The following is a 25184-nucleotide window of genomic DNA, read 5'->3' on the forward strand; positions in this document are numbered from 1 at the left end:
GACGTTCGAGGAGTACGCCATGCTGGAGTTCCGATCCACCGGTACGAGTACCGTCGATCCGCTCGGCGGGCTGATCGACACTCGTTCCGCGCCAGTCGCTTACGGATACTACGAAGAGAATGTGGGCGAGGCGCCGCCGCTGCCCCGCCACCGCCGCCGCGGACCGGTGGGCTGGTGGAACCGGCACCGGCGGATCCGGCTCGGCCTGGGAATGGCCCTGGTGGCGAATCTGGGCTTTCTGCCCGCCGTGCAGAACGCCGTGCTCTCGGGGCTCGCGCATGTCGCCTGAATGGGCGCGCCGGGCGGCGATCGTCATCGTGGCGGCCACGATGACGATCGCCGCGCTGGCCGGCTGCTCGCGTGAGCCGGCCGCCGCCGGCGCGGCCCCGGATCCCGATACCGCCGACTGCACCGTCGGCAGCCGCAGCGTCGGCCGCCTGCAGAACACCTTCCGATCGCTGTCCGAGCAGCTCAATGGGATCGGACCGGCCTCCGAACGCGGTGACGTGGCCGAGGTCGGCCGCCGGGTGCGGGAGGCGGCGCGCCTGTCGGCCGCCATCGACGCCGAGTTCGACGCGGCGACCGATACCATGGATTCGCCCTTGTCGCGGCGGGCTTTCACAGCCGTCGCCGACGCCGGCTCCGCATTGCACGACGCCCTGACCCGGCTCGGTCAGGCCATCGACGGTGCCAGTCCCGCACCGGACACCGTCGACTCGGTACAGCAAGCACTGCACTCGCTCGATACGTCGGTGGAGGGTATGCGGTTGTCCTGTTCCTCGGTGCTCGCCGAATCCACGATCGCTCCGCAGCCCGGCCCGGGCGTGCGGCGGTAGGGGGCGCCCTTGATCGATCCGGGCGCGACTCGGCCTCCCCGCCAACCGGATTCGACCGGCGGGGCGGATCCGGGCGGCTGCGACGGCCGCGCCGCGTTCGCCGTGCGGCTCTCGGCGCTGTTCGCCGCCGCCGGCTCGCCGACGGTGAAATCGGTGATCCGCGCCGCCAACACCCGGATTCGCCCCGGCTGCACCCCGATCACCGCGCAGCGCATCAGCGATTGGCGCAATGGCCACCGCATCCCCGCCACCTTCGAATCGGTGCTGCCCGTGCTGGAAGTGCTGATCCAGCAGACCCGCGCCCGCCCGCCCGATCGGCGGCTCGATACGGCCCTGCTGGATCTGCCGCGCTGGCATGCGGAGTGGCAGAGCTCCCGCGCGGCGCAGGAGCCGCGGGCCGATACCGGCCGGGCGCCCTATCGCGGGCTGTCGGCCTACCGCCCGGAGGACGCCGATCTGTTCTTCGGGCGCGGTGCGGCGCTGGCGCGGCTACGGGATCTGGTCGAGGCAGCCGAATCCGGGCCCGGGCCGGCGCTGGTGCTGCTGCTCGGCGGGCGCGGCGTCGGCAAGTCCTCGCTGCTGGCGGCCGGATTGCAGGCCGATCCGGGACCGCGGACGGCCGTGGCGGTGGTGCCCGGCGACGATCTCGACGCGGCCCTGGACGCCGCCGGGCCCGGGCCCCGGCTGCTGCTGGTGGATCGCGGCGAGTTCCTCTTCGCCCGCTGCGCGGCCGAGGTCGCGGAGGGGTTCCTGGCTCGGCTGGTGGAGCTGTCGACGCCGGGGGCCGAACCGCGCACGACGGTCGTCTTGGCTTGTGACAGCGCCTATCTCACCGATCTGGCGAATCATCCGGCGCTGGAACCGCTGCGGAATCCGTCGCTGCTGCTGGAGCCGATGTCGGAAGCGGAGATGCGGGAGGCGATCACCCGGGCCGCGGCCGTGACGGGGCTCAAGATCGAGGACAGCCTGATCGAGGTGCTGCTGCGGGATCTGGCCGAGTTCGATCCGCACAATCCCATCCGCCTGCCCATGCTGTCCTATGTTCTCGCCACGACCTGGGAGAACCGGCGCGGGAACACCTTGTCGCTGGAGGCGTATCGCGAGTCCGGCGGTGTGGCCGGGGCGGTCGGCAAGGGCTGCGAGACGCTCTGGTCGGCAATGAGCGACCGCGATCGGGTGGCGGCGCGGAATGTACTGGTGAATCTGGTCTTTCTGGGACCGACCGCCGCCCAGCGCAATCGATTGTCACCCGAAACGCTGATTCTCGAGGCCGAGGATCCGGAGGCGACGGCGGCGGTCATCGCATGGCTGACCAAGGTGCGCATCGTGGTGCGGCACCGCGACGATATCGAGCTGGTGCACGACGGGCTGCTCACCGCCTGGCCCCGGATGACCGAATGGCTGGCCGAGGAACGGGAATTCGCGGCGGTGCGCCCCCGCATCGAGGCCGACGCCCGGGAGTGGGCGCGCCAGGGCCGGCCGCCGCGCCTGCTCTACCGCCGCACCCGGCTCGAGGATGCGATCGACTGGCTGCACCGCACCGGCACCTCGAACCGGCTGGCGCGAGAATTCCTGTCCGAGTCCATGATTCGGCAGCGCCGCCGCACTCTGCGCACACGGCTGTTCCAGGCCGCGATCGCGGCGCTCATCGCGGTCGTCGTACTGCTGGCCATCGCGGTGCTGACCGGATGGGTCCATGTGGCCCACGAGCGCGGTGGTACCGGGACGAGCGAGTTCATCGCCGCGGCGGAATCAGGGCACGGGCTCGGCTTCGCGCGCGTCCAGATGGCGGTAGACCAGATGCTGCTGCACGTAGGTCCAGGCGTTCTGGGTGACGAAGTAGAGCAGGATCGCCACCGGGAGCACCGCGCCGGCGACCAGGACACCGGCCGGGAAGACCCACAGCGATAGCTTGTTCATCAGGTTCACCTGGGGGTTCGGCGCGACGGCCGTCTCCTGCTGGCGGGCGATGGAGAAGCGCGCGGTGAAGTGGGTCGCGATGGCCGCGATGACCATGAGCGGAATGGCCACGGCGGCAACGGAACCGAAGGCGTCACCGGCGGTGCCCAGGGTTTCGGCCAGCGGCGCGCCGAACAGTTTCGCCTGTAGGAAGGACTGCACCTGGTCCGGGGAGAACACGTAGTTGGCGGTGTCGGCGTTCTGGAACGAGCGCAGGACATGGAACAGGCCGATGAAGACGAGCGATTGGGCGACTATCGGCAGACAGCCGAGCAGCACATTGACGCCGTGCTCCTTCTGCAGCTTCGCGATCTCGGCGGCTTGGCGCTCCCGATCGCCCTTGTACTTGCGCTGAATCTCCTGAACGTGCGGCTGCATCTTAACCAGACCGCGCTGAAAACGCACCTGGGCGAGGAACGGCCGCAACAGGAGTGCGCGCAGGGTCATGACCAGGAAGATGATGGCCAGCACCCAGGCCAGGCCACTGGCAGCGCCGAATATCGACGCGAACGCCGTATGCCACAGCCAGAGCACGCCGGACACGGGGTAATAAATGAAATCGAGCATGGAAACGGGACCTCACTGCGAGGCACCCGCGACAGCGCGCGGGTGAAGCGAATCGGGGCGGACGTCTGCCCGACCGTGCCGTTATCCGGGCAGGGTCAGGCCGGAACGGCCCCGGGAGCTCGTGGGCGCGGACGCCCCGCAGTGTCGGGATTGCTTTGCCGCAGGAACGCGCCGCGCAGCCGGCGACCCGCCGATTCGGGCGGCCCGGAATTCGCCGTGACCAGTACCAACGGCCCGCGGGTCGCGAGCAGGGCGGCGGTCAGCGCGACAATGGCGGCCGCACCGAGCACGATCAGCGAATTGGGCTCGGCGGCCGCCATGAAGAGCACGGTCCATGCGGACACGACGAGCGCGAACACCAGCAGCGCCGTCGATTCAATCCGCGAGATCACGGATTCGAGAGTACAGAATCGCGGGCCGCCCGCGCCCACCCCATCGACCAGGGTGGGCATGGCGCCCGCGTTCTCACTCCGCGACGAGCCGCCGGATGGTCATGGGCTCGGCGAGGATGCCGGCCAGCACGCCGACCACGTGATGGAAATGCGGGGTGAGGAGGTGCTCGTCGAGCGCGGCCGCGCCGGTCCACTCCTCGACCAGCACCATGTGCGACGGATCATTGGGGTTGGTGAAGGGCTGGTAGACGCGACAGCCCGGCTCGGCCAGCGAGGGCTCGATCATGGCCTCGAGTGCGGTGCGCAGCCTGTCCTCCTGACCGGCGTGGGCCCGGAATTCGGCGACGACGTGCAACGACATGGGTGAATCTCCTTGGAGCGGAACAGAACCGACGCTTTTCACGGAACCGTCACGGGCGGGCGGGGCCGGTGCCCGCGCCGGTGGCCATGATGGCGGCGGCGATCGATTCCAGGTCGGCGGGGGTCAGGGTCAGGTCGGCGGCGGAGGCCCAGCCGTCGATCTGTGCCGGGGTGCGGGCGCCGACAATGGCGCCGGTGATTCCGGGCCACGAGTTCACCCACGCCAGCGCCACTTCGGCGACCGTGACGCCGTGCCGGGCCGCGATCGGGCGCAGGGCGTCGACCAGTGCCAGGTTGGCGGGCAGACCGGTGGTGAAATCCGGGCTGGCCGCACGCCAATCGTCGGCGGCGAGCACGCGGTCGGCGGTGAAGGCGCCGGTGAGCAGGCCCGACTGCAGCGGCGAGTAGGCGATGACGCCGGTGCTGTGCGCGTGCGCCCAGGCGATCTCGGGGGCGGCGGAGCGGTTGATGGCGGAGAAGGGCGGCTGGATGGCGTCGACATGGGCGACGGCTTCGGCCCGATCCAGTTCGGCGGCACTGTGATTGGACAGCCCGATGGCGCGGACCTTGCCTTCCTTCTTCAGGTCGGCCATGACCTGCCAGTACTCCTCCAGCGGGGTCGGGGTGGCGACGCCTTCGCCCGCACCGCCGTAGACGAAGACCGCGCCGGTGTCGGGCCAGTGCACCTGGTACAGGTCGATCTGGTCGACGCGCAGGCGGCGCAGCGAGTCCTCCAGTTCGCGGCGGACCGCATCGGGACGCATGATGCGGCGCGGCGGACCGGAACGGTCGTCGCCCTCTTCCCAGATCAAGCCGGTCTTGGTGAACAGGTACGGCCGTTCCGATTCGGGGATGTCGGCGAGGGCCCGGCCGACCAGGGTCTCCGCATGGCCGAGGCCGTAGGCGGGGGCGGTGTCGAGCCAGTTGATGCCGCGGCCGATGGCGTGCCGGATGGCCGCGATGGAGTCGGCGTCCTCGGTGGCTCCCCACGAGTACTCCCAGCCGGAGCCGGCGATCACCCAGGTGCCGAAGCCGAGCGGGGTGATGTCCATGCCGGTGTCGCCGAAGGGACGAGTAGTCATTCGAAATCTCCCGTGTACGGAAATCGTGCGCGGCCCGAACCGCGCCGCCGGATCGGTTCCGGCTGTGACCACTACTTTCGTTATCCGCAAGCGGGGTAAACAGTGCCGCGCGAGCCTGGGCACGGCATGACCAGGCTCCGGTTTCCGCGCCCCTGGATACTGGTCGCATGACCTTGGACCGTCGTGCCGAACTCGGCGAATTCCTGCGCTCCCGCCGCGCCCGGCTGCGTCCCGAGGAGGTCGGCCTGGTGGATCACACCGCGCGCCGCCGGGTGCCCGGACTGCGCCGCGAGGAACTGGCGCTGCTGGCCGGGGTCAGCGTGGATCACTATGTGCGCCTGGAACAGGGACGCACCCTGCACTTCTCGGAGTCGGTCCTGGATGCGGTGGCGCGGGCGCTGCGGCTGAATCAGGTGGAACGCGATCACCTGTATCGGCTGGCGCGGCCCTGGGACGGTGAGGAGCCGCCCGCGAAGCAGCAGGTGCGGCCGGGCTTGCGGCGGCTACTGGACTCGGCCGCCGACGTTCCCGCCTACATTGTCGGCCGCGGCACCAACGTGCTGGCGTGGAATCGCTTGGCGGCCGCCCTCATCACCGATTTCGGCGCGCTGCCGCCGCGGGAGCGCAATCTGGCGCGGCTGGTCTTCCTCGACGAGGGCATGCGCGAGCTGTACGAGGATTGGCCCGCCAAGGCCTCCGATGTGGTGGCCTATCTGCGGCTCGATGCGACCCGCAATCCCGGCGATCCGGATATCGCCGCCCTCATCGAGGATCTGTCCGAGTCCGCGGAATTCCGCGCGCTGTGGGAGCGGCACGAACTCAAGGACAAGACCCACGGCCGCTATGTGTACCTGCATCCGGTAGTCGGCCGGCTCGATCTCGGCTTCGAAACCCTGCGGCTCCCCGACGATCCCGATCAAGGACTGGTCGCCCACACGGTGGAACCTGACTCCCCCAGCGCCGCCGCATTGCACCTGCTGGCCACGCTGGCCGCCGATACCACGGCAACTACAGGCGCTTGAACTCGTCGGCTTGTATCCCGGCGGTGAAGGAGTCCCACTCACCGGGCGTGAACACCAACGCCGGGCCATCGGGATTCTTCGAATCGCGAACCCCGACGTGACCGCGTGCGAGCCATGCGATTTCGACACAGTCGTTCTGAGCGCCGCTGTGCGACGACTTGAACCAGCATGCGCCGGTTAGGTCGATGGTCACGATTCGTATCTCCTTGCTATCTTCCTGATTCGATCTCTGGATTCCGATTCCGCCAATGAGGCGCTTCGGAGGATGTCATGCAGTGCGCGTACACGTTTCACGTCGTCTTGATCCTCGAACACCATCGAGCCTATTGCGGCTTCTGTGTAGACGACCGAAGGCTCGGTATCCGGGAAGTCGAGGATGTTGTGGGGCGGTATTACTGTCCCGGTCGGGAGTCCAGCCGTAAACGGAAGAATGCGAACAATCACGTTGTCGCGGGTGCTCAGGTCGGCTATGTGCCGCAGCTGAGTACGCATGATCGGAGGTGAACCGACGAGCGTATACAGAGCATTCTCGTGTAGCAGGAACTCGGCGTGGACAGGCATGTACGGGCGGGTGAGTATTTTCGCCCGCTGCATTCGGAGTTTCACGCGCGTTTCGATGTCATCCGCAGCACCGCCCGACGGGTGGAGGCGCTCCAATGTTCTGGAATAGTCGGGAGTTTGGAGCAGTCCATGGATCACGATCGGCTGATAGAACCAGAATTCGGATGCGAATGATTCCAGCTCGAGGTAGGTGCCGAATCCCGGAGCTATCAGGTGTCGATAGTCCTGGTACCAGATGGCCGTGCTATTAGCTTGGCCGACGAGCGATTTCAGGTACTGGATTCGGTCGTCGGGCAGGAGGTAATACCGGCACAGGTAGTCCACCTCCATGTCTCGGACCTTCTCGTACTGCCCTAACTCGATGCGGCTCAGCGTAGCTCGGCTGATGCGGGTTGCCGTCGCCACCTGATCAAGTGTCAAGCCGCGCCCCTGGCGAGCATCGCGGAGCGCACGGCCCAGTTGTCGGCGCGGAAGAGTCGTACCTGTCAGATCTGCCTTTCTCGGCATCGTGTGCCCCCTGTTTCTCAACCGGCGCACCTGTTGTTTCTCACCCAGAGAACCAGCGTAGGTGGCGCTCAAGAATCGTGCTGGGCGTTCGAGCCTCTTCGGTGAACCTCTCCGCTCGAGACTCCAGAGCCCTGTGACACAGGCCACCATATCGCGTGGACGAGTCAGTCGACATGGAACACCAACCAGAACGGAGGCACACGATGAAGTTTCGACCGACCGCGATCGGCTACGTCCGATCGGACGTCAGTGGTGTGAGGCAAGCGTGGGACGAAGCCGAGGTTCGTGGCACGGCAGCGTTGCGGGGCTTCGACTTCGCGAAGATGATCGTCATCGACGGGCGGACCGGAAAGCCGCTGCTCGCAGGGCTGAAGGCCACGATCACGCGCATCAATGCCGCAGCCGTATTCGTGCCGAGCGCAACACATTTCGAGGGCGGCACCGTACCCGGGGATCTCCGGCAGGTGGTGGACGTGTTCACCGTGAGCCCTGAAAACGTCTATTCGCGAACTGGTTCCGATGGACATCGCTGACGCGCTCGCGCTGATCGGCGAAGAACAGCCTGCCGGGTGGGTTCAGTACCACGACGGGTCATGGGCTCCCGTCTGGCGGAACGGGCAACTGGGTCCGTCGTTCACCATCTCCGAGCTGACCCAGCTGCCCACGAATTCAGCGTTTGCAGCGTTCCCGGACGAGTGCGACGCCGTCACCTTCGAGATCGTCCACGGCGACGCCGCGGCCGACCATGGCGAGGGCTAAGGCTTCTCCGGGCCCGCGCACGGCGGGACCGGTCCCCTTGGCCCAGTCGACATCCGTGGCCTCCCAGCGCAGACCCTTCATATAGCGGCCGGGCGCGGCGAACGGGTCGGGATTGCCGAGCACGTGGACCAGGCGTTCGCCGGGCACTTTGCGTTCCAGACCCAGCGGCCGCCGAATGTCCTGCTGGTGCACGAACGCATCCGATAGCGCCAGGCCCGGGGACAACTTGGAGAACCAGCCGAACCGACCGTCCAGGCGCTTCACCAGTTCCTCGGTAGGAACTTGACGGAATCGCTCGACAAGTGCGTCATTGATGCGGTTCACGGAGAACCGGTTGCGCAGGCCGAGCAGACCGTAGCTGGTCAGTGAGACGGTGTCGGTCTGCAAGTGGCACACCACATCCCGGACCGTCCAGCCCGTGCACAGCGATGGCGTCTCCCATTGTTCCGGGGACAGCGAACGAAGCAGTTCGACCAGCTCCCCGCGCTCGTCTCCGAGCATCTGGCGTACGTTCATAACGAAAGGCTAACCACCACAAGTGCATTGCGATAGAGGTCACACTTCGGCCTGCACCCGGGACAAGCGGACCGTGGCGGCGCACCTCACGATCACGGTCAGCCCCACCACGACCAGCCTGAAACCTCCTGTGCGCAGCCGTTCCTCGAGCACCGTCAGCCCGATGAAGGCAGCGGCGAGGGGTTCGGCAATGGCGACGGCGGGCAGTGAGGCCGCGAGCCCGTACAGCGCGCCGCCCGCGGCGCCGAACAGCAGGGCCCGGCGGGCCGGATCTCCGGTCGCACCCCCGGCCGCCACCGCCGCGCCGACCAGCCCGAGCAGAGCTGCCAAGGGGACTATCCAATCCGTGAGGGGCGCAGTGGAATTCCCCTCGGTTGGATTGCCGATGATCAGGAAGCACGCCAGCGCCGCGACCAACACCGCCCCCAAAGCGAGCGCGGCGGCCGGGGTAGAGCAGGCAGGGTCTTCAGGCGATGTCGTGAATGTTGTGCTGCCGCAACTCGGGTGCGTGGCGTGCCACGGTCGCGAAGTCGTTGTCGTCGTGCAGCACGGTCAATCCGTGGTGCGCGGCAGTCGCGGCGATGATGAGATCGATCGCTGAGGCGCTGCGGTGTTCGCCCGCGCGCGACACCCGATACTGCGTCGCCGCAACCCATCGATCGGCATGCTTGGGAACTGTGACGTCTGGGTACAGGTCGGAGAACATCTCAGTGATTTCGTCGTATTCGGTGCGATCTCGAGCGCTGTACAGGAACTCCGCACGCTGCGGAAAACATGAGCCGATGGCTTCGGCATCGATTGCGTCGAACCACGTATGCTGCAACTTCTCATTCGACAGCAATCGGACCAGGGCCGAGGTGTCGAGCAGGTAGATCACCGGGCCTTTTCCTCCTCGTGCCGACGAGCAGCTTCGTCGATCGCTCCCCAATGCCGCGCTCGCTCGAAGTGCTGGGCGATACGAGCGGCACGCTCCTGCTTCTCCGCGTAGAACCGCAGAGCCAGGTTCACCGCGTCCTTCTTGGTTTTCGCTTTCGATAGAGCCATCACGCGCTGTAGAGCATCGTCGTCGAGGTCGATCTGCGTGACTGTCATGACAAGCCTCCGCCTTATGTTGGTGATGTACAAATAACTGTACATCACCAACATAGATCTATCCGACATGTTCCCCGGCGACTGCGACTGCGGCTACGACGCAGCGAGACCGTCGACGGCCCGGAAATGCCACTGCGCCGCACCGGATTCCGGTGCGGCGCAGTGTTGTTGCCCGATAGTCGCGGGAGGCGACTGCTATTTGGTGTCGCTGTCGATCAGGATGCCGCTGCCGGTGTCGACCACGCGCAGTTCCACCGACTTGTTCTTGCTGCCGTAGGTCACGCTGGCCACCGCCATGTCCACCGAACCGTCGGAGTTCTGGCTGTCGTTGCCGCGCGCACCGCTGATCTCGGAGTACCGGGTGACCCGGTTCGAGGTCCAGTAGCTGGTGAAGGCCTGCTGGTTTCCGTACACCTGCTGGGCGGCGGGCGTCAGTTGCGACCAGGCCTCGGAGAAGTTCAGGTAGACGAGTCCGTCATAGAACTTCTGAATCACATCGGCGGCTTCCATAACGCCGATCTGGCCGGCGCTCTTGGTTTGCCCCAGTGCTGCGGAGCCCGCCTTGGTGGTCGAGGAGGTGGATTCGCGGGTGGCCGAGACGCTGCCCGAATCCGTGCCCGTATTGTCCGAGCCGCCGGAGCTCAGCACGCCGAAGACGACCGCTCCCGCCACGACGATGGCCGCGACCAGCGCCGCCACCAGGATCTTCTTCTTCGACTTGGGCTCTTCGTGATACGGCCCGGGCGTGGCCTGGGTCGGCGGCCCGGCCGAGATCGGCGGCTGCGGCGGCGGGGTCGCCAGCAGCGCGGCCTGGCTCATGGCGCCGGTGGGCAGGTCCACATTCGCGGCGCGCCGGTCCATTTGCCGGGTGACCGGGCGCGGCGCCTGCCGCGGCGGGCGCGGGGTGACCGGTTCGGCGGGCCGCTCCTGCACTCCGCCACGCCGGGAGGCCAGCACGCGGGTGGCGGCGGCATCCGGCCCGACCTCGGCGAATTCCGCCATGATGTCGCGCACCTCGAGCATGCTCGGCCGGTCCTCCGGCTCGAAGCTGAGCAGGCTCAGCAGCAGCTCGCCGAGCGGTCCGGCATTGCGCGGCTCACCGATCTGACCATTGGCCGCGGCGTACAGCAGCGCCAGCGGATTCGGGTTGGTGCCGTAGGGCGGTTCGCCTTCGAGCGCGTGGAACAGCGTCGCGCCGAGGGAGAAGACGTCCGCGGCCGGTGACGGCTCCGCGCCGCGGGCCACCTCGGGGGCGAGGTAGGCGGCGGTGCCGGAGATCAATCCGGTGGCGGTGAGGGTCACATCGCCCTTGGCCTTGGAGATGCCGAAGTCGGTGATCTTCACGGCGCCGTTGTCGCCGAGCAGGATATTGCCCGGCTTCACATCGCGGTGCACGATGCCGGCGCGGTGCGCGGCGATGAGCGCCGACGCGACCTGCTCACCGATGCGCGCGACCTGCGGCAGCGGCAGCGTGCCCTGCGAGGACAGCACCACGGCGAGGCTCTGCGACGGCAGATACTCCATGACCAGGCACGGGTCGCCCTCGTGCTCGGTGATGTCGAAGACGACGATGGCATTGGGATGCTGGAAGCGCGCGGCATTGCGCGCTTCGCGCGCGGCGCGCTGCCGCACGATGTCCTTGTCGGCAGGCGACAGGCTCGGCTGGGTGATGATCTGCTTGATCGCCACGGAGCGTTCCAGCCGTTCGTCGACGGCCCGCCAGACGACACCTGTGCCGCCGCTACCAATCCGTTCGACCAGGCGGTAATGCCCTGCGATCACTTGGCCGGTTTCGATGGCACTACTCCGAAGTTCTCCGAGACGACTGTGACGAGGCGGTTGCCCGCTTGTTTCCCCGCACGAGTGTAGCGGGCGTTGCGCGCCGCGCCGACGTCAGCGTGAGATATGAGCGAGATCTCGGTGAGATCTTCGCCGCATTCACGTGACGTCGGCGTGACAGTATTCAGATATCCGCAGGTCAGCGCGTCGAGGCCCACTCGGCCCGAGTGAGGATCGCCGCATCGGCGGCGTCGAGTTCGATGTCGAACACTTCCTCGAGGACCTTCGGCAGTTCGGCCGGTTCCAGCTCCCGGGTCTCGACGGCGCCGTCCGGGCGCACGGTGGTCCAGGTAGCGCCGTCGATGGTGTGGTGCGCGTCCGGGTGGAAACGCTGCACGAACGGGCGCGCGGTGAACGGCGACCGCGGTGAGGTGGAGACGAAGTGGTTGCCCACCGCGAAATCGATCCGGTACTGCGGGTTCATGGTGAAGGTGTGCCGGGAGATCCAGCCCTCCGGACCGAACTGGTGCAGGGTCCACAGTTCGCTGTCCAGCGCACCGGTGCCGCGTTCCAGGCGGTAACGCCATGCGCCGAGGGCGAATTCGCCGCGATCGGGGGTGAGTTCGACGGGTCCGAGCGGACCCGAGCCGAAGCCGACGTCGGCCAGCCAGTCGCGGTCGTCGTCGGCCGGGCTGACGCGCAGCAGGGCGTGGGTGGCGGGGCGCAGGGCGGTGGCGCCCATGGTGACGCGACCGGACAGGGCGGTGAACTCGAAGCCGAGCCGTTCGAGGGCGGCGGCGAACAGGCCGACGTTCTCGTAGCAGTAGCCGCCGCGGCGGCGCCGGATCATCTTGTCCTGCAAGGTCTCGAGGTCAAGGGGGATGCCGCGGCCGAAGATGATCTCCAGGTTCTCGAACGGCATGCTGGTGGTGTGCGCGTGGACGAGACCGCGCAGGGTTTCCAGGGTCGGCGTGCGCTCGCCGGTGTAGCCGATGCGCGCCAGGTACGCGTCCAGATCCAGTTCCGCGCCGTTCCACGTGTAGGTCGGATCCACCGGCGTGTTCATCGCTGCCTCCCTGTCCTGCGGGCTCGGCGTCGAGCCCCGACTCCCTCGAGCAACCGTAATACTCCTCGACGTGTTCCCGGCCCGCATATTTGGCGTAGCGCATCCGTAGCGGACCTGTAGTCACAGCCGATAGGATTGCGGGATGGGCATACCCGCCGAACTGCCTGAGATCCCGCAGCGTGAACTTCGCAACGAGGCCAGTCGAATCCTGCGCGAAGTGCGGGCCGGGCGGTCCTACACGGTCACGGTCGACGGCACCGCAGTCGCCGATCTGGTGCCGCACCGCCACGCTCGACGGCGTACGGCGGTGCCTCGTGACGAGGTAATCGCCGCATTCACGGGGCTTTCGGGCGGTGCCGAAGACAATGACTTCGTCGACGACTCGTTGTACGACCCGTACGACCGCGCCTATCGCCGTGGCGAGTTCGCGCCGGGCAGCGACTCGTGACCGCCGTCCATGAGCGCGGCCTGGTCGATACCAATGTGTTGATTCTCATCGATGCCGTCGATCCGGATGAGCTGCCTGCCGAGATCCTCACCAGTTCGATAACGATGGCCGAACTCGCCGCGGGACCGCACTTCACGACCGATCCTGCGGAGCGGGCCCGGCGCATCGAACGCATCCAAAACGCAGAGGCGCTTTTCGAGCCGGTCCCGTTCGATGCTCGCGCAGCACGACGGTACGGCCATATCGTCGCAGCAGTTCTCGCCGCTGGACGAAATCCGAAGCCGCGCAGGATCGATCTCATGATCGCGGCGATAGCCTCTGTGCACGGGCTGCCGCTCTTTACCGTCAACCCCGCCGACTTCGCCGGTATCGAGCAGGTGGTGACACTCTGCCCGGTCACTCGTCCCAACGCACGCTGATTGCGCGGTCACCAGCGGCCGCCCGATCGCACCGGGTCGTGGACAGGGCTGTCTGGGTCGGATTACGGTCGATCCATGATCGCGCTGCTGGATCGGCTGCGGCTGTTGAGTATTCGGGAATTCACGACGCACTGGGGGCGGACCGCGGCGTCGGTGTTCGTGATGGCGGTGTCGGCGGCATTCCTGGTGGCGGTGGTCGGGATCTCCGGATCGCTGACCGGGTCGGTCGAGCGGCTCGCCTCCGGGCTCGCGGGCGCGGCGGCGCTGGAGGTCTCCGGGGTCACCGATGCCGGGTTCCCGCAGGAGGTGCGGGCCGATGTGGCGCGGGTGCCGGGCGTCACGGCGGCGGTGCCGATGCTGCGAGCGACGGTGGGCCAGGACGCGAATCGGCTGCTGGTGCTGGGGGTGGACGCGTCCAGTGCGGCGCTGGACAGCGATCTGCGGGGCGCGGTGCAGGGCGAACAGCTGGCGGCGCTGCTGAGCACGCCCAATGGCGTGCTCGCCGGTCCGGCGGCGGGTTACGCGAAAGACGAGTCGCTGCAAGTGGGTTCGAGCCGGGTCACCGTCGCGGCCGTGCTCGCGGGTGAGGAGTTGGCGCGGCTCAATGGCGGCCACTATCTCGTGGCTCCGCTGCCCTTGGCGCAGAAGATCACCGGGCGGCTCGGGCAGCTCGACTCCGTGCTGGTCATGACCGCTCCGAATACCGATGCGGCGCAGGTGAGTTCGGCCGTCACCGCGGCCGTGGCCGGGCGGGCGCTGGTGGGCGCGCCGACCATGCGGGCGGCGCAGACCGGCAATGGCATTGTCATGCTGCGGTTCATGGCCGCGCAGGGTGCGGCCATCGCCTTCGTGGTGGCGGCCTTCCTCATCTACAACACCATGAGCATGGCCCTGGCCGGGCGGCGGCCGGTGATCTCCATGCTGCGCGCCATCGGCGGGCGCAGGCAGACGATCGTGCGCGATGTGCTGGCCGAGGCGGCGGTGCTCGGCGTGGTCGGCGGGCTGCTGGGCGCACCGCTGGGCGTGCTGGCCGGGAGGTATGCGATCAGCCTGCTGCCCGGGGCGTTCACGCAGGTGCTCGAGGCGCGCATGGAATACCTGTTGCCCTGGTACGCGATTCCGGCGGCGGTGGCGGCTGCCGTGCTGACCAGTCTCGCGGCCTCGGCGGTGGCGGCCCGGCAGGTGTATCGGGTGGCTCCGGTGGAGGCGCTGGCTCCGGTCGGGGGCTCGCAGGCCGATGCGCTGCCGCGCCGGTTGCTGATCATCGCGGGCGTGCTCGGGGTGCTGCTCGCGGGGCTGGCGGTGCTGGTCACGCGGGCGAATCTCGGGCTGTTCGCCTCGGCCGCACTGGGTGTCGCGTTCGCCGCGGAGATCGCGCTGGCCTTCGCGCTGACCGGTCCGATCGTGCGGTCGGCCGGATCGCTGGCGCGGCGGCTGGGGCCCGCGGGCGTGCTCGCCGGGGTGAATATCGATCGGGCGCCGCGCCGGGTGTGGGCGACGCTGATCACCGTGACCATCGCGGTCGCCATGACGGCGACCATTACCGGGGCCAATGCCGACGCGGTGCGTTCGGCGCGTGACACTTTCGCCTCCATCGGCGACAACGACGTCTGGGTGAGCGTCACTCCCGAGGACGCGGTGCCGACGCCGCTGCTCCCGGAGGGCTTGGCGGACAAGGTCGCAGCCGTGCCCGGCGTGGGCCGGGTGGTCCAGGGACAGCTGGCGTTCGCCTCGTTCGGCGGCACGAAAGCCCTTGTCTACGGGGTCGAACCGGACAGCAACTATGCGATGTCGCACGGGCTCGATACGCAGACACAGCGGCGGCTGCTGGCGGGCGAGGGTGTGGTGCTGTCTCGCGATCTGGCGCGCACACTGGGAGTTTCGGCCGGGGACGAGCTCGCGGTGCAGACGCCCAGCGGCGAGCAGCGCACCCGGGTGCTGGATACGGTGTCCTACTTCTCCGCGCTCACCGGCACCGCGTCGATCAGCCTGACGCTCATGCGGGATTGGTTCGACCGGCCCGGTGCCACCACCTTGCAGGTCGATGCCGCACCGGGCACCGAACCGAGCGAATTGCTCGCGGCCGTACGGGAAGTCGTGCCGCCGGAGATCCACGTGTACTCCGGGCCGGCCGCGCTCGACGGCGTCGGCAAGGCCATGCAGCAGGGCCTGGTGCTGTCCCGCATCATGCTGGTGATCGTGGCCCTCATCGCCGCCATGGCGCTGCTCAACACGCTGATGCTGGCGCTGCTGGAACGCCGTCGCGAGCTGGGCATTCTGCGCGCGGTCGGCTCGAGCCGCCGATTCGCGCTGCGCATGGTCCTGGCCGAGGCCGCCGCCATCGGCGTGGTCGGAGCAGGGCTCGGCGTCGCGTTCGGGCTCACCAATCAGTTCCTGTATTCACTGCTCGCCACCGACCTGATGGGCATCGACGTCACCTTCCGCCCGGGGCCGCTGCTGGCCGTATTCAGCGCCGGCGCATTGGCTTTGAGCTTGCTGGGCGCGATTCCACCGGCGTTGCGGGCGGCGCGATTGAATATCGTGGACGCGGTCAGCGCGGAATAGATTCGGAATCAGCCCGCGCACACGGCATTCGGCGGGGCCGGAGGCGCGGTGTCGACGCCGCGCGCCAGATCGATCAGATAGTCGTGGTCACCGCCGGTCACCGGTTCCGTGCCGAGCAGCAATCGTTCGACGACACAACCGGATTCGAAGAACGCCGGGCTCGGCCCATGAAACCCCGGCACCACGCGGCCGTCCGGATCACGGCCGGAGACAACGGTGTACACCGACACCGGACTACCGGAGAGTGCGAGTGCGGTCCGCATCTCCAGAGTCGTCGGATACGGCACCACCGCGTCATCCGTGCCGTGCACGAGCAGCGTGCGCCGCACGTTGATGCGCCCCGCCAGCAGCGCCGGTGAGCGGTCGGCATACGCCTGCGGGCACAGTACCGGCGAGCACCCGCCCGCATCCCGCTCGATCTGCGCTCGCATGTTCCCGTTCAGCAGTGCGGCTTTCAACCACGCGGTGAAACTGTCCGCATGCCCGAAGGTGTCGACCCAATAGTCATAGGTCCCCGGCGGCGCATAAGCCGCCGCTAGCCCGCTGGTGATACCGCCCTGACTCCACCCCCACAGCACGGTCCGCCCGATCCCCGGATTCTCCCCGCGATACCAGTGCGTGGCCGCCACCGTATCCCGCCACCCGGCCCACACATTCCACTCTCCGGTGCGCCAGCCACTCACGGCGGACCGCTGATCCATCGACAACACCGGCGTCCCCGTACGCCGCGCGAGCGCCATGAGGTGATCGCCGAAATCCTCGGACCCCCTGCCGTGCCCGTGCACCGCGACAATCAGATCCCGCACCGGCCCGCCCGGCTCGTACACCCGTCCCGTGGCCTCCTCACCGTCCACGATCAGCGTCACCGGCCGCACACCCACCCCGGAACCATCCGGCTCGGCCGACACCGCGGGCATCGCCACCACCATCGCGGCAACCGAGGTCAGCACCGCTCCGAAGATCGCCGAGAACCGCGACCGCACCCGCATGGCGTGATCATCGCACGCCCGCCACACCGAGCCCGGCCACCGCGCCGCAGCCGCCGGGCGCTCGATCGATCTCCTGCGTATCGACGCGCCCTCACCCATCCAGCCCACACGCCCCTCGTCATTCCGGCGCACACGCCCTCGTCATTCCGGCGCGCTTTTGGCCGGAATCTCACCCGTCGTGGGAGATCCCGCCCAAAAGCATGCCGGGATGACGAATAGGGGGTTCCGTCCCGCGGCGGGGAGTTCCTTGCCATGTGACGGGAGTTCCCGCCATGCGACAGGAGTTCCCGCCATGCGACAGGAGTTCCCGCCATGCGGCAGGAGTTCCCGCCATGCGACGGGCGTTCCTGTCGTACGTGGCAGGAGTTCCAGTCGTGCGCGGTGGCCGGGTCGGCGTAGCGCGGCCGTTGTCGGCGCCGGCGGCTACGATTCGCGCATGCGTTCGATGGATGCCGCGGAGCGGCGGGCTCGGCTGGCGGTTCGGCACAGGCTGGCGCCCGGCACGCGTACGGATGATGTCGATGAGATCGTGCGGTCCATGGTGGTGCTGCATGCCACCGATCCGGCGACGGTCTATCTGTCGGTCGCGGCGCGCTCACGGTCCATCGAGCCGGGGCATGTGGAGAAGGCGCTGTACGAGGATCGGACGTTGCTGCGCCTGCTGGCCATGCGGCGCACCATGTTCGTCGCGCCGATCGAGTTGCTGCCCGCGTTGCAGGCGTCGTGCGCGGACGCGCTGGCGCACAAGCAGCGCAAGACCTACAGCCGTTACCTCGAACAAGCCGGAGCGGTGGACGGCGATATCGCCGCCTGGTGGGCCGAGGTCGAGGCGGAAACCCATCGGGCCCTGCTCACCCGGGGTAGCGCCACCGGCGCCCAGTTGAGCAAGGATGTTCCCCGCCTGCGCACCCAGGTCGACACCGCCCCGGGCAAGCCGTATTCGAAGCCGACCAATATCACCACCTGGGTCCTGGTGACACTGGGCGCGGAAGGCCGCATTGTCCGCGGCCGCCCGAACGGCAGCTGGTCCAGCAGTCAGTACACCTGGGCGCCCATCGAATCCTGGCTCCCCGCGGGCATTCCGGAGATGTCCGCCGAGGAGGCCCGGGCCGAGTTGGTGCGAAAGTGGTTGTACGCCTTCGGTCCCGCGCCCGTGAGCGATATCAAGTGGTGGACCGGGTGGACTCTCGGTGAGGTCCGGAAGGCCCTCGCTCATGTGAAGACGGCCGAGGTGGATCTGGACGGCGGCACCGGGCTGGTGCTCGCCGACGATCTCGATCCGGAGCTCGCGCCCGAACCGTGGGCGGCACTGCTGCCGGCGCTGGATCCGACGCCCATGGGCTGGCAGGCCCGCGACTGGTATCTCGGCGCGCACGCGCCGGCGCTGTTCGATCGCAATGGCAATGTCGGCCCGACCATTTGGTGGGACGGCCGGATCGTCGGCGGCTGGGCGCAGCGGTCCGACGGCGAAATCGTCTGGCGCCTCCTGGAAGACGTCGGGGCGGACGCCAAAGCCCTGATCGAGTCGGAGGCCGCTCGTATGACCGCGTGGTACGGCGAGGTGCGGCCGATCCCCCGCTTTCGCACTCCGCTGGAGCGCGAACTCACCGCCTGAGAGTCCGTTTCGCGGTTACTCGAAAGTAGGTCCGCGGACCGATTGTCGGCGAATAAATTCGCAGGTACCTACCGGGCGGCAGACTGTTAGGGTGCGGTTGGTATATCAGCGCGTATTCGGAGTGTGTCATGGCCTTCCTGCACCGTCTCGTCTCCAATGCCCACTCGATCAGCCGGTTGCTGGAGAGCGCGCCGAAGTGGCGTGAGCAGTTGCTCACCAAGCGGAACGAGTTGCGGGGCGGGTCTTTCCGGGACGCGACCATGGGGATTTGCGCGCTCGTCGCGGCGGCGGACGGCAGTATCGATCCGGAGGAGCGGATGCGGGTGGCGCAGTTGATCGGCGCGGACCCGGTATTGCAGCACTTTCCGACCGATGAATTGCGAAATCTGTTCGAGGACAATTGCAATCGGATCACCATGGATCCGGCCTTCGGGCGCGCCTATGTGATGCAGCAGATCGCCAAGGCCACCGGGAAGGCCACCGAGGCGCGCGCGGTCGTGCAGATCGGCATCATGATCGGCAATGCCGACGGCAGCTTCGACGCCCATGAGGTGGCGGCGGTGCAGGAAGCCTGTCAGGTGCTGCATCTGGATCCGCGGGAATTCGGTTTGTAAAGACCGCTTACCGGCTGGTTGCTCCGTTTTCGGGACAGATCCCGCGGCAGGTCCCAAGATGTTTGGGAATCCCACTAGCCGCGAGGTGTATCAGCATGGCGTTTCGTGCGTTATTCCTGAATGTGGTCCTCGACAATGTCGCCCCCGAGCGAGGCTGGCGGTACTGCGGCTTCTGCGGCGGGGGCGGAAAACTGTTCGGCGATGACGGTTCGTACAGCTGGTGCCCGGATTGCGGCGGTTGCGGGACGATCAACGAACCCAGCTACCGCCGCTGAGGCGGAATCACATATCGACGCCCGGATCCGTCACATATCCAGGCCGAGATCCAGGACGCGCACCGAGTGGGTGAGCGCGCCGACGGCGAGGTAATCGACGCCCGTGCGGGCGTAATCGGCCGCGTCCGCCAGCGTGAGGCCGCCGGAGGATTCCAGTTTCGTCCGCGGTGAGCGGGTGTTGCGGCGCTGCACGGCGGCCTGGGTGGCCCACAGCGGGAAGTTGTCCAGCAGCACCAGTTCCACGTCCTCGGCGAGGACGGCGTCGAGCTGGTCGAGGCTGTCGACCTCCACCTCGCACTCGATGTCCGGATTCAGGTCGCGGACCGCGCGCAGGGCATTGACCACGGAACCGGCGGCGACGACGTGGTTGTCCTTGATGAGCGCGGCATCGCCGAGGCCCATGCGGTGGTTGACGCCGCCGCCGACCCGGACGGCGTACTTCTGCAAACCTCGCAAACCGGGCAAAGTCTTGCGGCTGTCACGGATTCGGCAATTCGTGCCCTCCACCGCGTCGACCCAGGCCGAGGTCGCGGTGGCGATACCGGACAAATGGCACACGAGGTTGAGCATGGTGCGCTCGGCGGTGAGCAGGCCGCGGGTCGGGGCCACCAGGCGCAGCACCGTGTCACCCGGCTGCACACGGGTGCCGTCGGCCACCCGCTCGGTGATCTCGTAGTTGCCCGCGCCGAGCACCTCGTCGAGCACCAGCAGGCCGGCATCGAGGCCGGCGATGGTGCCCGGCTGCCGGGACGCCATGGCCGCCTTGGCCACCGCATCGGCGGGAACCGTTGCGAGCGTGGTGATATCGGGCCCGTACCGCAGATCCTCGTCGAGGGCCGTGCGAATGAGCGCGAGCACCTCGTCGCGATCGAGTCCGGCATCGAGGGCCATTACTGCACTCCTTCTTCGATAACTCGCTGCGGTCGGCCGTCGGCGCCGAGCCGCACCGCAATGGACCGCCGCAGCTCGTCCCTGGCTTCCGGATAGTCGGAACGGGTATGGCAGCCACGGCTTTCGGTGCGCGCGGACGCCGCCAGCAGCAGCGCCCGGGCGGTCAGCGTGAGCGCCGCGTCCTCCAGATCGCGAATGACGGCGGCCGGATTCGCGTGCACCACCTCGCCGTTCGCGCTGTTGTCGGCGATCAGCCCCATGAGCCGCAGCACCGCACCGCGCAGGCCGTCGCCATCGCGGACCACGGCCGCATGCTGGGTCATCAGCTCCTGCAACAGCTTCCGATCCGCGCGCGGGTGGGCCTGCACGGTGACATCACCGACCCGCTCGGCCGCGCCGAGTCGCTCGGCCGCCGCGGTACCGGCGCGACCACCCACCACCAGACCTTCGAGGAGGCTGTTGGAGGCGAGCCGGTTGGCCCCGTGCAGCCCGGTGCGCGCCACCTCGCCGGCGGCGTACAGGCCGGGAACCGTGGTGCGGCCGTGGGTGTCGGTCACCACGCCACCGCACTGATAGTGAGCGGCGGGAGCGACGGGGATGAGATCGGCGCGCGGCTCGATCCCCGCGGCCCGGCACGACGCCGTGATCGTCGGGAAGCGCTGCTCGAATCCGTCCAGTGCGCGGGCATCCAGATACACGTGATCGGCGCCGAGGTCGCGCATGCGCGCCGCAATGGCCTTCGAGACGATATCGCGCGGAGCCAGATCCCCCCGCGGATGCACCCCGGCCATCACCGACTCCCCCAGGGAATCAACGAGAATCGCGCCTTCCCCGCGCACCGCCTCACTGATCAGCGGCCGCCGCCCCACCCCGCCCGGCGTGAACAGCACGGTGGGATGGAACTGCAGGAACTCCAGGTCCGACACCACCGCCCCGGCCCGCAGGGCCAGCGCGATCCCATCGGTCGTCGCCCCCGCCGGATTGGTGCTGCACGCATACAGCTGCCCCAGCCCGCCGGTCGCGAGCAGGACGGCGGGCGCATGCACGACGCCGAACCCCTTGTCCGACACCGCGACCACGCCCCGCACTCCTTCGGGCCCGGTCACCACATCCGCGACGGCGGCCCCGAACATGACCGGCAGCCCGGCCGCGTTCAACGCCCGCTGCACCTCCGCCCCGGTGGCATCCCCGCCGGCGTGGATGATCCGCCGCGTGCTGTGCCCGCCCTCGCGGGTCCGCGACACCTCACCGTCCCGGCCGTGGTCGAACACCGCCCCGAGCGCGGTCAGCGCCGCGACGGCCTCCACCCCGCCCTCGACGATCGACCGCACCGCCGCGACATCGCACAGCCCCGCCCCGGCGACCACGGTGTCCTCGACATGCGATTCCACCGAATCCCCGTGCGGCGCAACGACGGCGATCCCGCCCTGCGCATACTGCGTGGACGTGTCGGTCGGCCCGCCCTTACTGAGCACGAGCACCCGCAAGCCGCGCAGCGCGGCGGTCCGGGCGGCCGTCAGCCCCGCGACCCCGCCGCCCACCACGACCAGATCGGCCTCGGCTTCCCACTCCATCGAGTTGGACATCATCGCTCATTCCTCCGCCGTGAGGCGGAATCCCGTACCGCGCACCACCGCGCGACGCACCGTGCCGCCGGACGCAGCGCATCGCTCCCGTCGGGTGCGAGGGCCGCGGAGTCGTCGTCCCGCGGACCAACCGTGTGACCGGGATCCAGCGCGCCGCGGGAACGGCCGTGGGATGCCATGATCGAGGTATGGCCGACGGGATCGTGAAGTTCTTTCATGCCGACAAGGGCTGGGGTGCGATCAGTTCCGCGCAACTGCCGCCCGGATGCGATGCCTGGGTGCACTTCAGCGCGATCGACGACACTGGCTTCCGGGCGCTGGAAGCCGGTGAGCGGGTCAGCTTCGAGTACGAGGCCGCCCAGCAGGACAGCTTCCGGTATCGAGCGACCGTCGTCCGCAGGCGCTGAGGCTCCCGCCCGGTTCCCGGCGGGCTCGTCTGCCGCCGGGGGTCGGGGCGACATGGCTATTCCCCGCCGCCCGGATTGCCGATCTCGATCATGCGCTGGACCGAATTGCGAGCCAGGGCGGCGGTTTCGAGGTCGACGTGCACTTCGTCGCGGTTCTCCACCAGGCAGCGCAGCAGCGCGGCCGGGGTGATCATCTTCATGTACTTGCAGGAGGCGCGGTCGTTGACGGCTTGGAAGTCGATGCCGGGGGCGGCCTTGCGCAGCTGGTGCAACATGCCGACCTCGGTGGCCACCAGGACCTGGGAGGACTTCGCCGCCTTGGCGGCGTCGATCATGCCGCCGGTGGACAGGATGTGGACGCGATCGGCGGGGAATTCGCCGGCGCCCGCGAGGTAGAGGGCCGAGGTGGCGCAACCGCATTCGGGGTGCACGAACAACTCGGCGTCCGGGTGGGTGCGGGCCTGCTCGTTGAGCTCGTCGCCGTTGATGCCGGCGTGCACGTGGCATTCGCCCATCCAGATGTGCATGTTCTCGCGGCCGGTGACGCGCTTGACGTGCGCGCCGAGGAACTGATCGGGCAGGAACAGCACCTCGCGGTCGGGATCGATGGAGGCGACCACATCGACGGCATTGGAGGAGGTGCAGCAGATATCGGTCAGCGCCTTCACCGCGGCGGTGGTGTTCACATACGAGACCACCAGCGCGCCCGGGTGCTCGTCCTTCCAGGCGCGTAGCTCGTCGGCGGTGATGGAGTCGGCCAGCGAGCAGCCCGCCCGCTGATCCGGGATGAGCACCGTCTTCTCGGGGCTGAGGATCTTGGCGGTCTCGGCCATGAAGTGCACGCCGCAGAACACGATGGTGTCCTCGGGCGCCTCGGCGGCGATCCGGGACAGGGCGAGGGAGTCACCCACGTGGTCGGCGACGTCCTGGATCTCGGGCAGCTGGTAGTTGTGCGCCAGGATGGTGGCATTGCGCTCGCGCGCCAGTCGCTTGATCTCCTGCGCCCACTCGGGAGTGGCTTCGATGCCCGTGAATCCCGACGGCCCGTCCGCGATGCGCTCCGCGAGCGTCATCGTCGCACCTAGTGCAGCCATGGCATGGCTCCTTCTCTCATGCGCTCGGCCACTTCGCCGATTCGCATACAACCGGTTTTCGACTTAGAATCGAAAACGTGGCCCATCGTAGCACCATCCACGAAACGCTCACCGCGGTGTTCCAGGTTCGCCGCTTCCCCGAGAGCATCACCGCAGGTGAGAGCGTTTCCGTACCCGCAGGCACCCGCTGCCCGGCCGGTTTTCGAACCGAACTGGCGGTTCTGCTGTGGGAGCGCGCGCTGGATCCGGCCAAGGGCACCTGGTCGCTCCCGGGCGGTCGCCTGCGCGACGACGAGGACCTCGACACCTCGGCCGCGCGGCAGCTCGCCGAGAAGGTGGATGTGCGCGAACTCAATCACCTGGAACAGATTTCGGTCTTCAGCAATCCGGACCGGGTGCCCGGCGATCGCCGGATCGCCTCGGCCTACCTGGGTTTGGTGCCGTTGACCGCCGACCCGCAGCTGCCGCCGGACACGCGCTGGCATCCGGTGTCGGCGCTGCCGGACATGTCCTTCGACCACGCGATCCTGGCCCAGCACGCCCGCACCCGCCTGGCGGCGAAACTGTCCTACACCAATATCGCCTTCGCCCTCGCGCCGAAGCATTTCACCATGTCCACCCTGCGTGAAATCTACTGCGCGGCATTGGGCTACGACGTGGACACCACGAACCTGCAACGAGTCCTGTCCCGCCGCAAGGTGATCACCCCGACCGGCGACACGGCCTCCCCCGGCCGCGCGGGCGGCCGCCCCGCCGCCGTCTACCGCTTCACCGACTCCGGCATCCGCGTCACCGACGAATTCGCCGCCCTGCGCCCGCCGACCTGAGCCGCGAAACCCTCAGTCCGCCTTCAGTTCCGGTCCCGGTGCGGGGGCCTGGGTGCGCCGCGCCAGACGCGAGCAGGCCCAGAAGGCCAGCTCCACCATCCAGAATACGAACAGCGCGATGTGGATCACCGCTATCGGAATCGCGAGGAACGACAACGACAGCACGGCGATCAGCACCAGCAGCGCGAACTCCCCCGGTGCGATCCCCTCCAGCCGGGAGGCGAAACGCACCGCCGCCCACATCATCCAGCGCCGGGGCACCGAAACTCCGGCTTCCCGCAGCGCCCGCCGGAACAACCCGTCCGCATCGGCCTTCGACACCACCGCGGAGCGGATGAGGTAGTCGTGCAGGATCGCGGCTCGGGTGTAGACGCCGTAGCGCGGGATCAGCCATACCAGGGCGCGCGGCACCGACGCGAAATCGGTCTCGAACCCGAAAGGGACCGCGAACTCCTGCACCTCGGCCCGGTAGACCAGGGGTTCCCGCAGCAACCAGTATTTGCCATCGATTTCCTCGACCACCGGCCCTCCGCCGACGAAGCCCATGATCATTGCCCCTTCCGCACGCGGCCGCCCGCCGCACGCTTTCAGGCTACGACCCGAATGTGCAGCTCACAGCACATCTTGGGCCACCGTCGGGCGAATAGACCGTCACGGAGCGATCACCGGCGCGGCGTCACCACTCGCGATTGCGGTGTTTGCGGCCGCGGATGTAGCGGCGACCACTCGGAATCGGTTGCGCGGCATTGGATCGGCGCACCTCGTGGCGGCGCCGCCAGGCCGCGAGATCGGCCCGCTCGGTGGCGGCGGGCGCATCATCCGCAGGCGCCGAGCTATCAGCGTGACGGACGGCAGCCATGGCCGATCCCCCCTTCCGGATTCCGGTGAACAAGTCGCGGCAACGGTAGCCGGACCGTGCTCGCGGGGCCACCGAATTTCGGCGGCCCGGAGGGTCG

Annotated in this window: 30 protein-coding genes and 1 pseudogene; 13 read left to right on the forward strand and 18 right to left on the reverse strand. The window is 68.3% G+C overall.

From position 1 onward, the window contains the following. Positions 1–19 precede the first annotated feature (19 nt). The 3 genes and pseudogenes from ACYQ5L_RS25990 to ACYQ5L_RS26000 all read left to right on the forward strand — a co-directional run. Complete coding sequence (locus tag ACYQ5L_RS25990) at positions 20–289, forward strand: hypothetical protein (RefSeq protein ID WP_459960901.1); 270 nt, start codon at positions 20–22, stop codon at positions 287–289. Continuing rightward, positions 279–836, forward strand: coding sequence for a hypothetical protein (locus ACYQ5L_RS25995; RefSeq protein ID WP_459960902.1), 558 nt, complete (start codon positions 279–281; stop codon positions 834–836). Before ACYQ5L_RS25990 ends, ACYQ5L_RS25995 begins: the two co-directional genes overlap by 11 nt. A gap of 279 nt (positions 837–1115) precedes the next feature. Then, a pseudogene (locus ACYQ5L_RS26000) lies at positions 1116–2309 on the forward strand (ATP-binding protein); the annotation flags it as partial. Positions 2310–2588: 279 nt separating this feature from the next. On the opposite strand, the gene yidC reads toward ACYQ5L_RS26000, so the two are convergent. From yidC to ACYQ5L_RS26020, 4 genes are all read right to left on the reverse strand, one after another. Then, entirely contained in the window at positions 2589–3362 is a 774-nt protein-coding gene (gene yidC / locus ACYQ5L_RS26005; protein WP_459960903.1) for a membrane protein insertase YidC, read from the reverse strand. A gap of 95 nt (positions 3363–3457) precedes the next feature. Beyond that, positions 3458–3754 (reverse strand): DUF6412 domain-containing protein, encoded by a 297-nt coding sequence (locus tag ACYQ5L_RS26010; RefSeq protein WP_459960904.1) that lies wholly within the window; start codon positions 3752–3754, stop codon positions 3458–3460. Between the two features lie 73 nt (positions 3755–3827). Then, a complete protein-coding gene (locus tag ACYQ5L_RS26015) occupies positions 3828–4115 on the reverse strand; it encodes a putative quinol monooxygenase (RefSeq protein WP_459960905.1) in 288 nt (95 codons plus the stop codon). Between the two features lie 49 nt (positions 4116–4164). Further along, a complete protein-coding gene (locus ACYQ5L_RS26020) occupies positions 4165–5196 on the reverse strand; it encodes an aldo/keto reductase (protein ID WP_459960906.1) in 1032 nt (343 codons plus the stop codon). A 167-nt stretch (positions 5197–5363) separates the two neighbouring features. Here ACYQ5L_RS26020 and ACYQ5L_RS26025 point away from each other — a divergent pair, with 167 nt between their 5' ends. Continuing rightward, complete coding sequence (locus ACYQ5L_RS26025) at positions 5364–6218, forward strand: helix-turn-helix transcriptional regulator (protein WP_459960907.1); 855 nt, start codon at positions 5364–5366, stop codon at positions 6216–6218. Here the strand turns inward: ACYQ5L_RS26025 and ACYQ5L_RS26030 are convergent. After that, a complete protein-coding gene (locus ACYQ5L_RS26030) occupies positions 6205–6411 on the reverse strand; it encodes a DUF397 domain-containing protein (RefSeq protein WP_459960908.1) in 207 nt (68 codons plus the stop codon). The genes ACYQ5L_RS26025 and ACYQ5L_RS26030 overlap by 14 nt on opposite strands. Beyond that, positions 6408–7436: a helix-turn-helix domain-containing protein gene (locus ACYQ5L_RS26035; protein ID WP_459960909.1), complete on the reverse strand. Its 1029-nt coding sequence runs from the start codon at positions 7434–7436 to the stop codon at positions 6408–6410. Before ACYQ5L_RS26035 ends, ACYQ5L_RS26030 begins: the two co-directional genes overlap by 4 nt. Positions 7437–7489: 53 nt before the next feature. Between ACYQ5L_RS26035 and ACYQ5L_RS26040 the strand changes: the two genes are divergently transcribed. After that, entirely contained in the window at positions 7490–7819 is a 330-nt protein-coding gene (locus ACYQ5L_RS26040; RefSeq protein ID WP_459960910.1) for a hypothetical protein, read from the forward strand. 136 nt (positions 7820–7955) lie between these two features. Here the strand turns inward: ACYQ5L_RS26040 and ACYQ5L_RS26045 are convergent, their stop codons facing one another. From ACYQ5L_RS26045 to ACYQ5L_RS26070, 6 genes are all read right to left on the reverse strand, one after another. Next, positions 7956–8561 (reverse strand): maleylpyruvate isomerase family mycothiol-dependent enzyme, encoded by a 606-nt coding sequence (locus ACYQ5L_RS26045; RefSeq protein WP_459960911.1) that lies wholly within the window; start codon positions 8559–8561, stop codon positions 7956–7958. Positions 8562–8600: 39 nt separating this feature from the next. After that, entirely contained in the window at positions 8601–8891 is a 291-nt protein-coding gene (locus tag ACYQ5L_RS26050; RefSeq protein ID WP_459960912.1) for a DMT family protein, read from the reverse strand. A 136-nt stretch (positions 8892–9027) separates the two neighbouring features. Further along, positions 9028–9438: a PIN domain-containing protein gene (locus ACYQ5L_RS26055; protein ID WP_459960913.1), complete on the reverse strand. Its 411-nt coding sequence runs from the start codon at positions 9436–9438 to the stop codon at positions 9028–9030. Next, positions 9435–9653 (reverse strand): type II toxin-antitoxin system VapB family antitoxin, encoded by a 219-nt coding sequence (locus ACYQ5L_RS26060; protein ID WP_459960914.1) that lies wholly within the window; start codon positions 9651–9653, stop codon positions 9435–9437. The genes ACYQ5L_RS26055 and ACYQ5L_RS26060 overlap by 4 nt, the downstream gene beginning before the upstream one ends. A gap of 195 nt (positions 9654–9848) precedes the next feature. Further along, positions 9849–11435 carry a serine/threonine-protein kinase gene (locus ACYQ5L_RS26065; RefSeq protein ID WP_459960915.1) on the reverse strand — a complete coding sequence of 529 codons (1587 nt, stop codon included), beginning with the start codon at positions 11433–11435 and terminating at the stop codon, positions 9849–9851. Between the two features lie 196 nt (positions 11436–11631). Then, positions 11632–12498 carry an arylamine N-acetyltransferase family protein gene (locus ACYQ5L_RS26070; protein ID WP_459960916.1) on the reverse strand — a complete coding sequence of 289 codons (867 nt, stop codon included), beginning with the start codon at positions 12496–12498 and terminating at the stop codon, positions 11632–11634. Between the two features lie 142 nt (positions 12499–12640). On the opposite strand from ACYQ5L_RS26070, the gene ACYQ5L_RS26075 reads away from it, so the two are divergent. From ACYQ5L_RS26075 to ACYQ5L_RS26085, 3 genes are all read left to right on the forward strand, one after another. After that, entirely contained in the window at positions 12641–12946 is a 306-nt protein-coding gene (locus tag ACYQ5L_RS26075; protein ID WP_459960917.1) for a type II toxin-antitoxin system Phd/YefM family antitoxin, read from the forward strand. Further along, positions 12943–13365 (forward strand): type II toxin-antitoxin system VapC family toxin, encoded by a 423-nt coding sequence (locus tag ACYQ5L_RS26080; protein ID WP_459960918.1) that lies wholly within the window; start codon positions 12943–12945, stop codon positions 13363–13365. Before ACYQ5L_RS26075 ends, ACYQ5L_RS26080 begins: the two co-directional genes overlap by 4 nt. Positions 13366–13440: 75 nt before the next feature. Continuing rightward, complete coding sequence (locus ACYQ5L_RS26085) at positions 13441–15930, forward strand: ABC transporter permease (RefSeq protein ID WP_459960919.1); 2490 nt, start codon at positions 13441–13443, stop codon at positions 15928–15930. Between the two features lie 8 nt (positions 15931–15938). On the opposite strand, the gene ACYQ5L_RS26090 is transcribed toward ACYQ5L_RS26085, so the two are convergent. Then, a complete protein-coding gene (locus ACYQ5L_RS26090) occupies positions 15939–17018 on the reverse strand; it encodes an alpha/beta hydrolase family protein (RefSeq protein WP_459963542.1) in 1080 nt (359 codons plus the stop codon). Between the two features lie 337 nt (positions 17019–17355). On the opposite strand from ACYQ5L_RS26090, the gene ACYQ5L_RS26095 reads away from it, so the two are divergent. From ACYQ5L_RS26095 to ACYQ5L_RS26105, 3 genes are all read left to right on the forward strand, one after another. Then, positions 17356–18534, forward strand: coding sequence for a winged helix DNA-binding domain-containing protein (locus tag ACYQ5L_RS26095; protein WP_459960920.1), 1179 nt, complete (start codon positions 17356–17358; stop codon positions 18532–18534). Positions 18535–18662: 128 nt separating this feature from the next. Then, positions 18663–19148: a tellurite resistance TerB family protein gene (locus tag ACYQ5L_RS26100; protein ID WP_459960921.1), complete on the forward strand. Its 486-nt coding sequence runs from the start codon at positions 18663–18665 to the stop codon at positions 19146–19148. 95 nt (positions 19149–19243) lie between these two features. Beyond that, entirely contained in the window at positions 19244–19423 is a 180-nt protein-coding gene (locus ACYQ5L_RS26105) for a hypothetical protein (protein ID WP_379204910.1), read from the forward strand. 30 nt (positions 19424–19453) lie between these two features. Here ACYQ5L_RS26105 and nadC read toward each other — a convergent pair whose 3' ends face one another. Together nadC and ACYQ5L_RS26115 are read right to left on the reverse strand one after the other, a co-directional pair. Then, positions 19454–20314, reverse strand: a complete 861-nt coding sequence (gene nadC, locus ACYQ5L_RS26110; RefSeq protein WP_459960922.1) for a carboxylating nicotinate-nucleotide diphosphorylase — start codon at positions 20312–20314, stop codon at positions 19454–19456. Beyond that, positions 20314–21903, reverse strand: a complete 1590-nt coding sequence (locus ACYQ5L_RS26115; protein ID WP_459960923.1) for an L-aspartate oxidase — start codon at positions 21901–21903, stop codon at positions 20314–20316. The genes nadC and ACYQ5L_RS26115 overlap by 1 nt, the downstream gene beginning before the upstream one ends. Positions 21904–22088: 185 nt before the next feature. Here ACYQ5L_RS26115 and ACYQ5L_RS26120 point away from each other — a divergent pair, with 185 nt between their 5' ends. Continuing rightward, positions 22089–22307, forward strand: coding sequence for a cold-shock protein (locus ACYQ5L_RS26120; protein WP_459960924.1), 219 nt, complete (start codon positions 22089–22091; stop codon positions 22305–22307). A gap of 56 nt (positions 22308–22363) precedes the next feature. Here the strand turns inward: ACYQ5L_RS26120 and nadA are convergent, their stop codons facing one another. After that, the gene (nadA, locus tag ACYQ5L_RS26125) at positions 22364–23401 is read right to left on the reverse strand and encodes a quinolinate synthase NadA (RefSeq protein WP_067545801.1); all 1038 of its coding nucleotides are present in this window, start codon (positions 23399–23401) and stop codon (positions 22364–22366) included. Between the two features lie 77 nt (positions 23402–23478). Here nadA and ACYQ5L_RS26130 point away from each other — a divergent pair, with 77 nt between their 5' ends. After that, positions 23479–24228, forward strand: coding sequence for an NUDIX hydrolase (locus ACYQ5L_RS26130; protein WP_459960925.1), 750 nt, complete (start codon positions 23479–23481; stop codon positions 24226–24228). Positions 24229–24240: 12 nt separating this feature from the next. Here ACYQ5L_RS26130 and ACYQ5L_RS26135 read toward each other — a convergent pair whose 3' ends face one another. After that, positions 24241–24780, reverse strand: coding sequence for a DUF1353 domain-containing protein (locus ACYQ5L_RS26135; RefSeq protein ID WP_459960926.1), 540 nt, complete (start codon positions 24778–24780; stop codon positions 24241–24243). 124 nt (positions 24781–24904) lie between these two features. Continuing rightward, complete coding sequence (locus ACYQ5L_RS26140) at positions 24905–25087, reverse strand: hypothetical protein (RefSeq protein ID WP_459960927.1); 183 nt, start codon at positions 25085–25087, stop codon at positions 24905–24907. Between the last annotated feature and the right edge of the window lie 97 nt (positions 25088–25184).

Source organism: Nocardia sp. IFM 10818 (genome assembly GCF_054655275.1).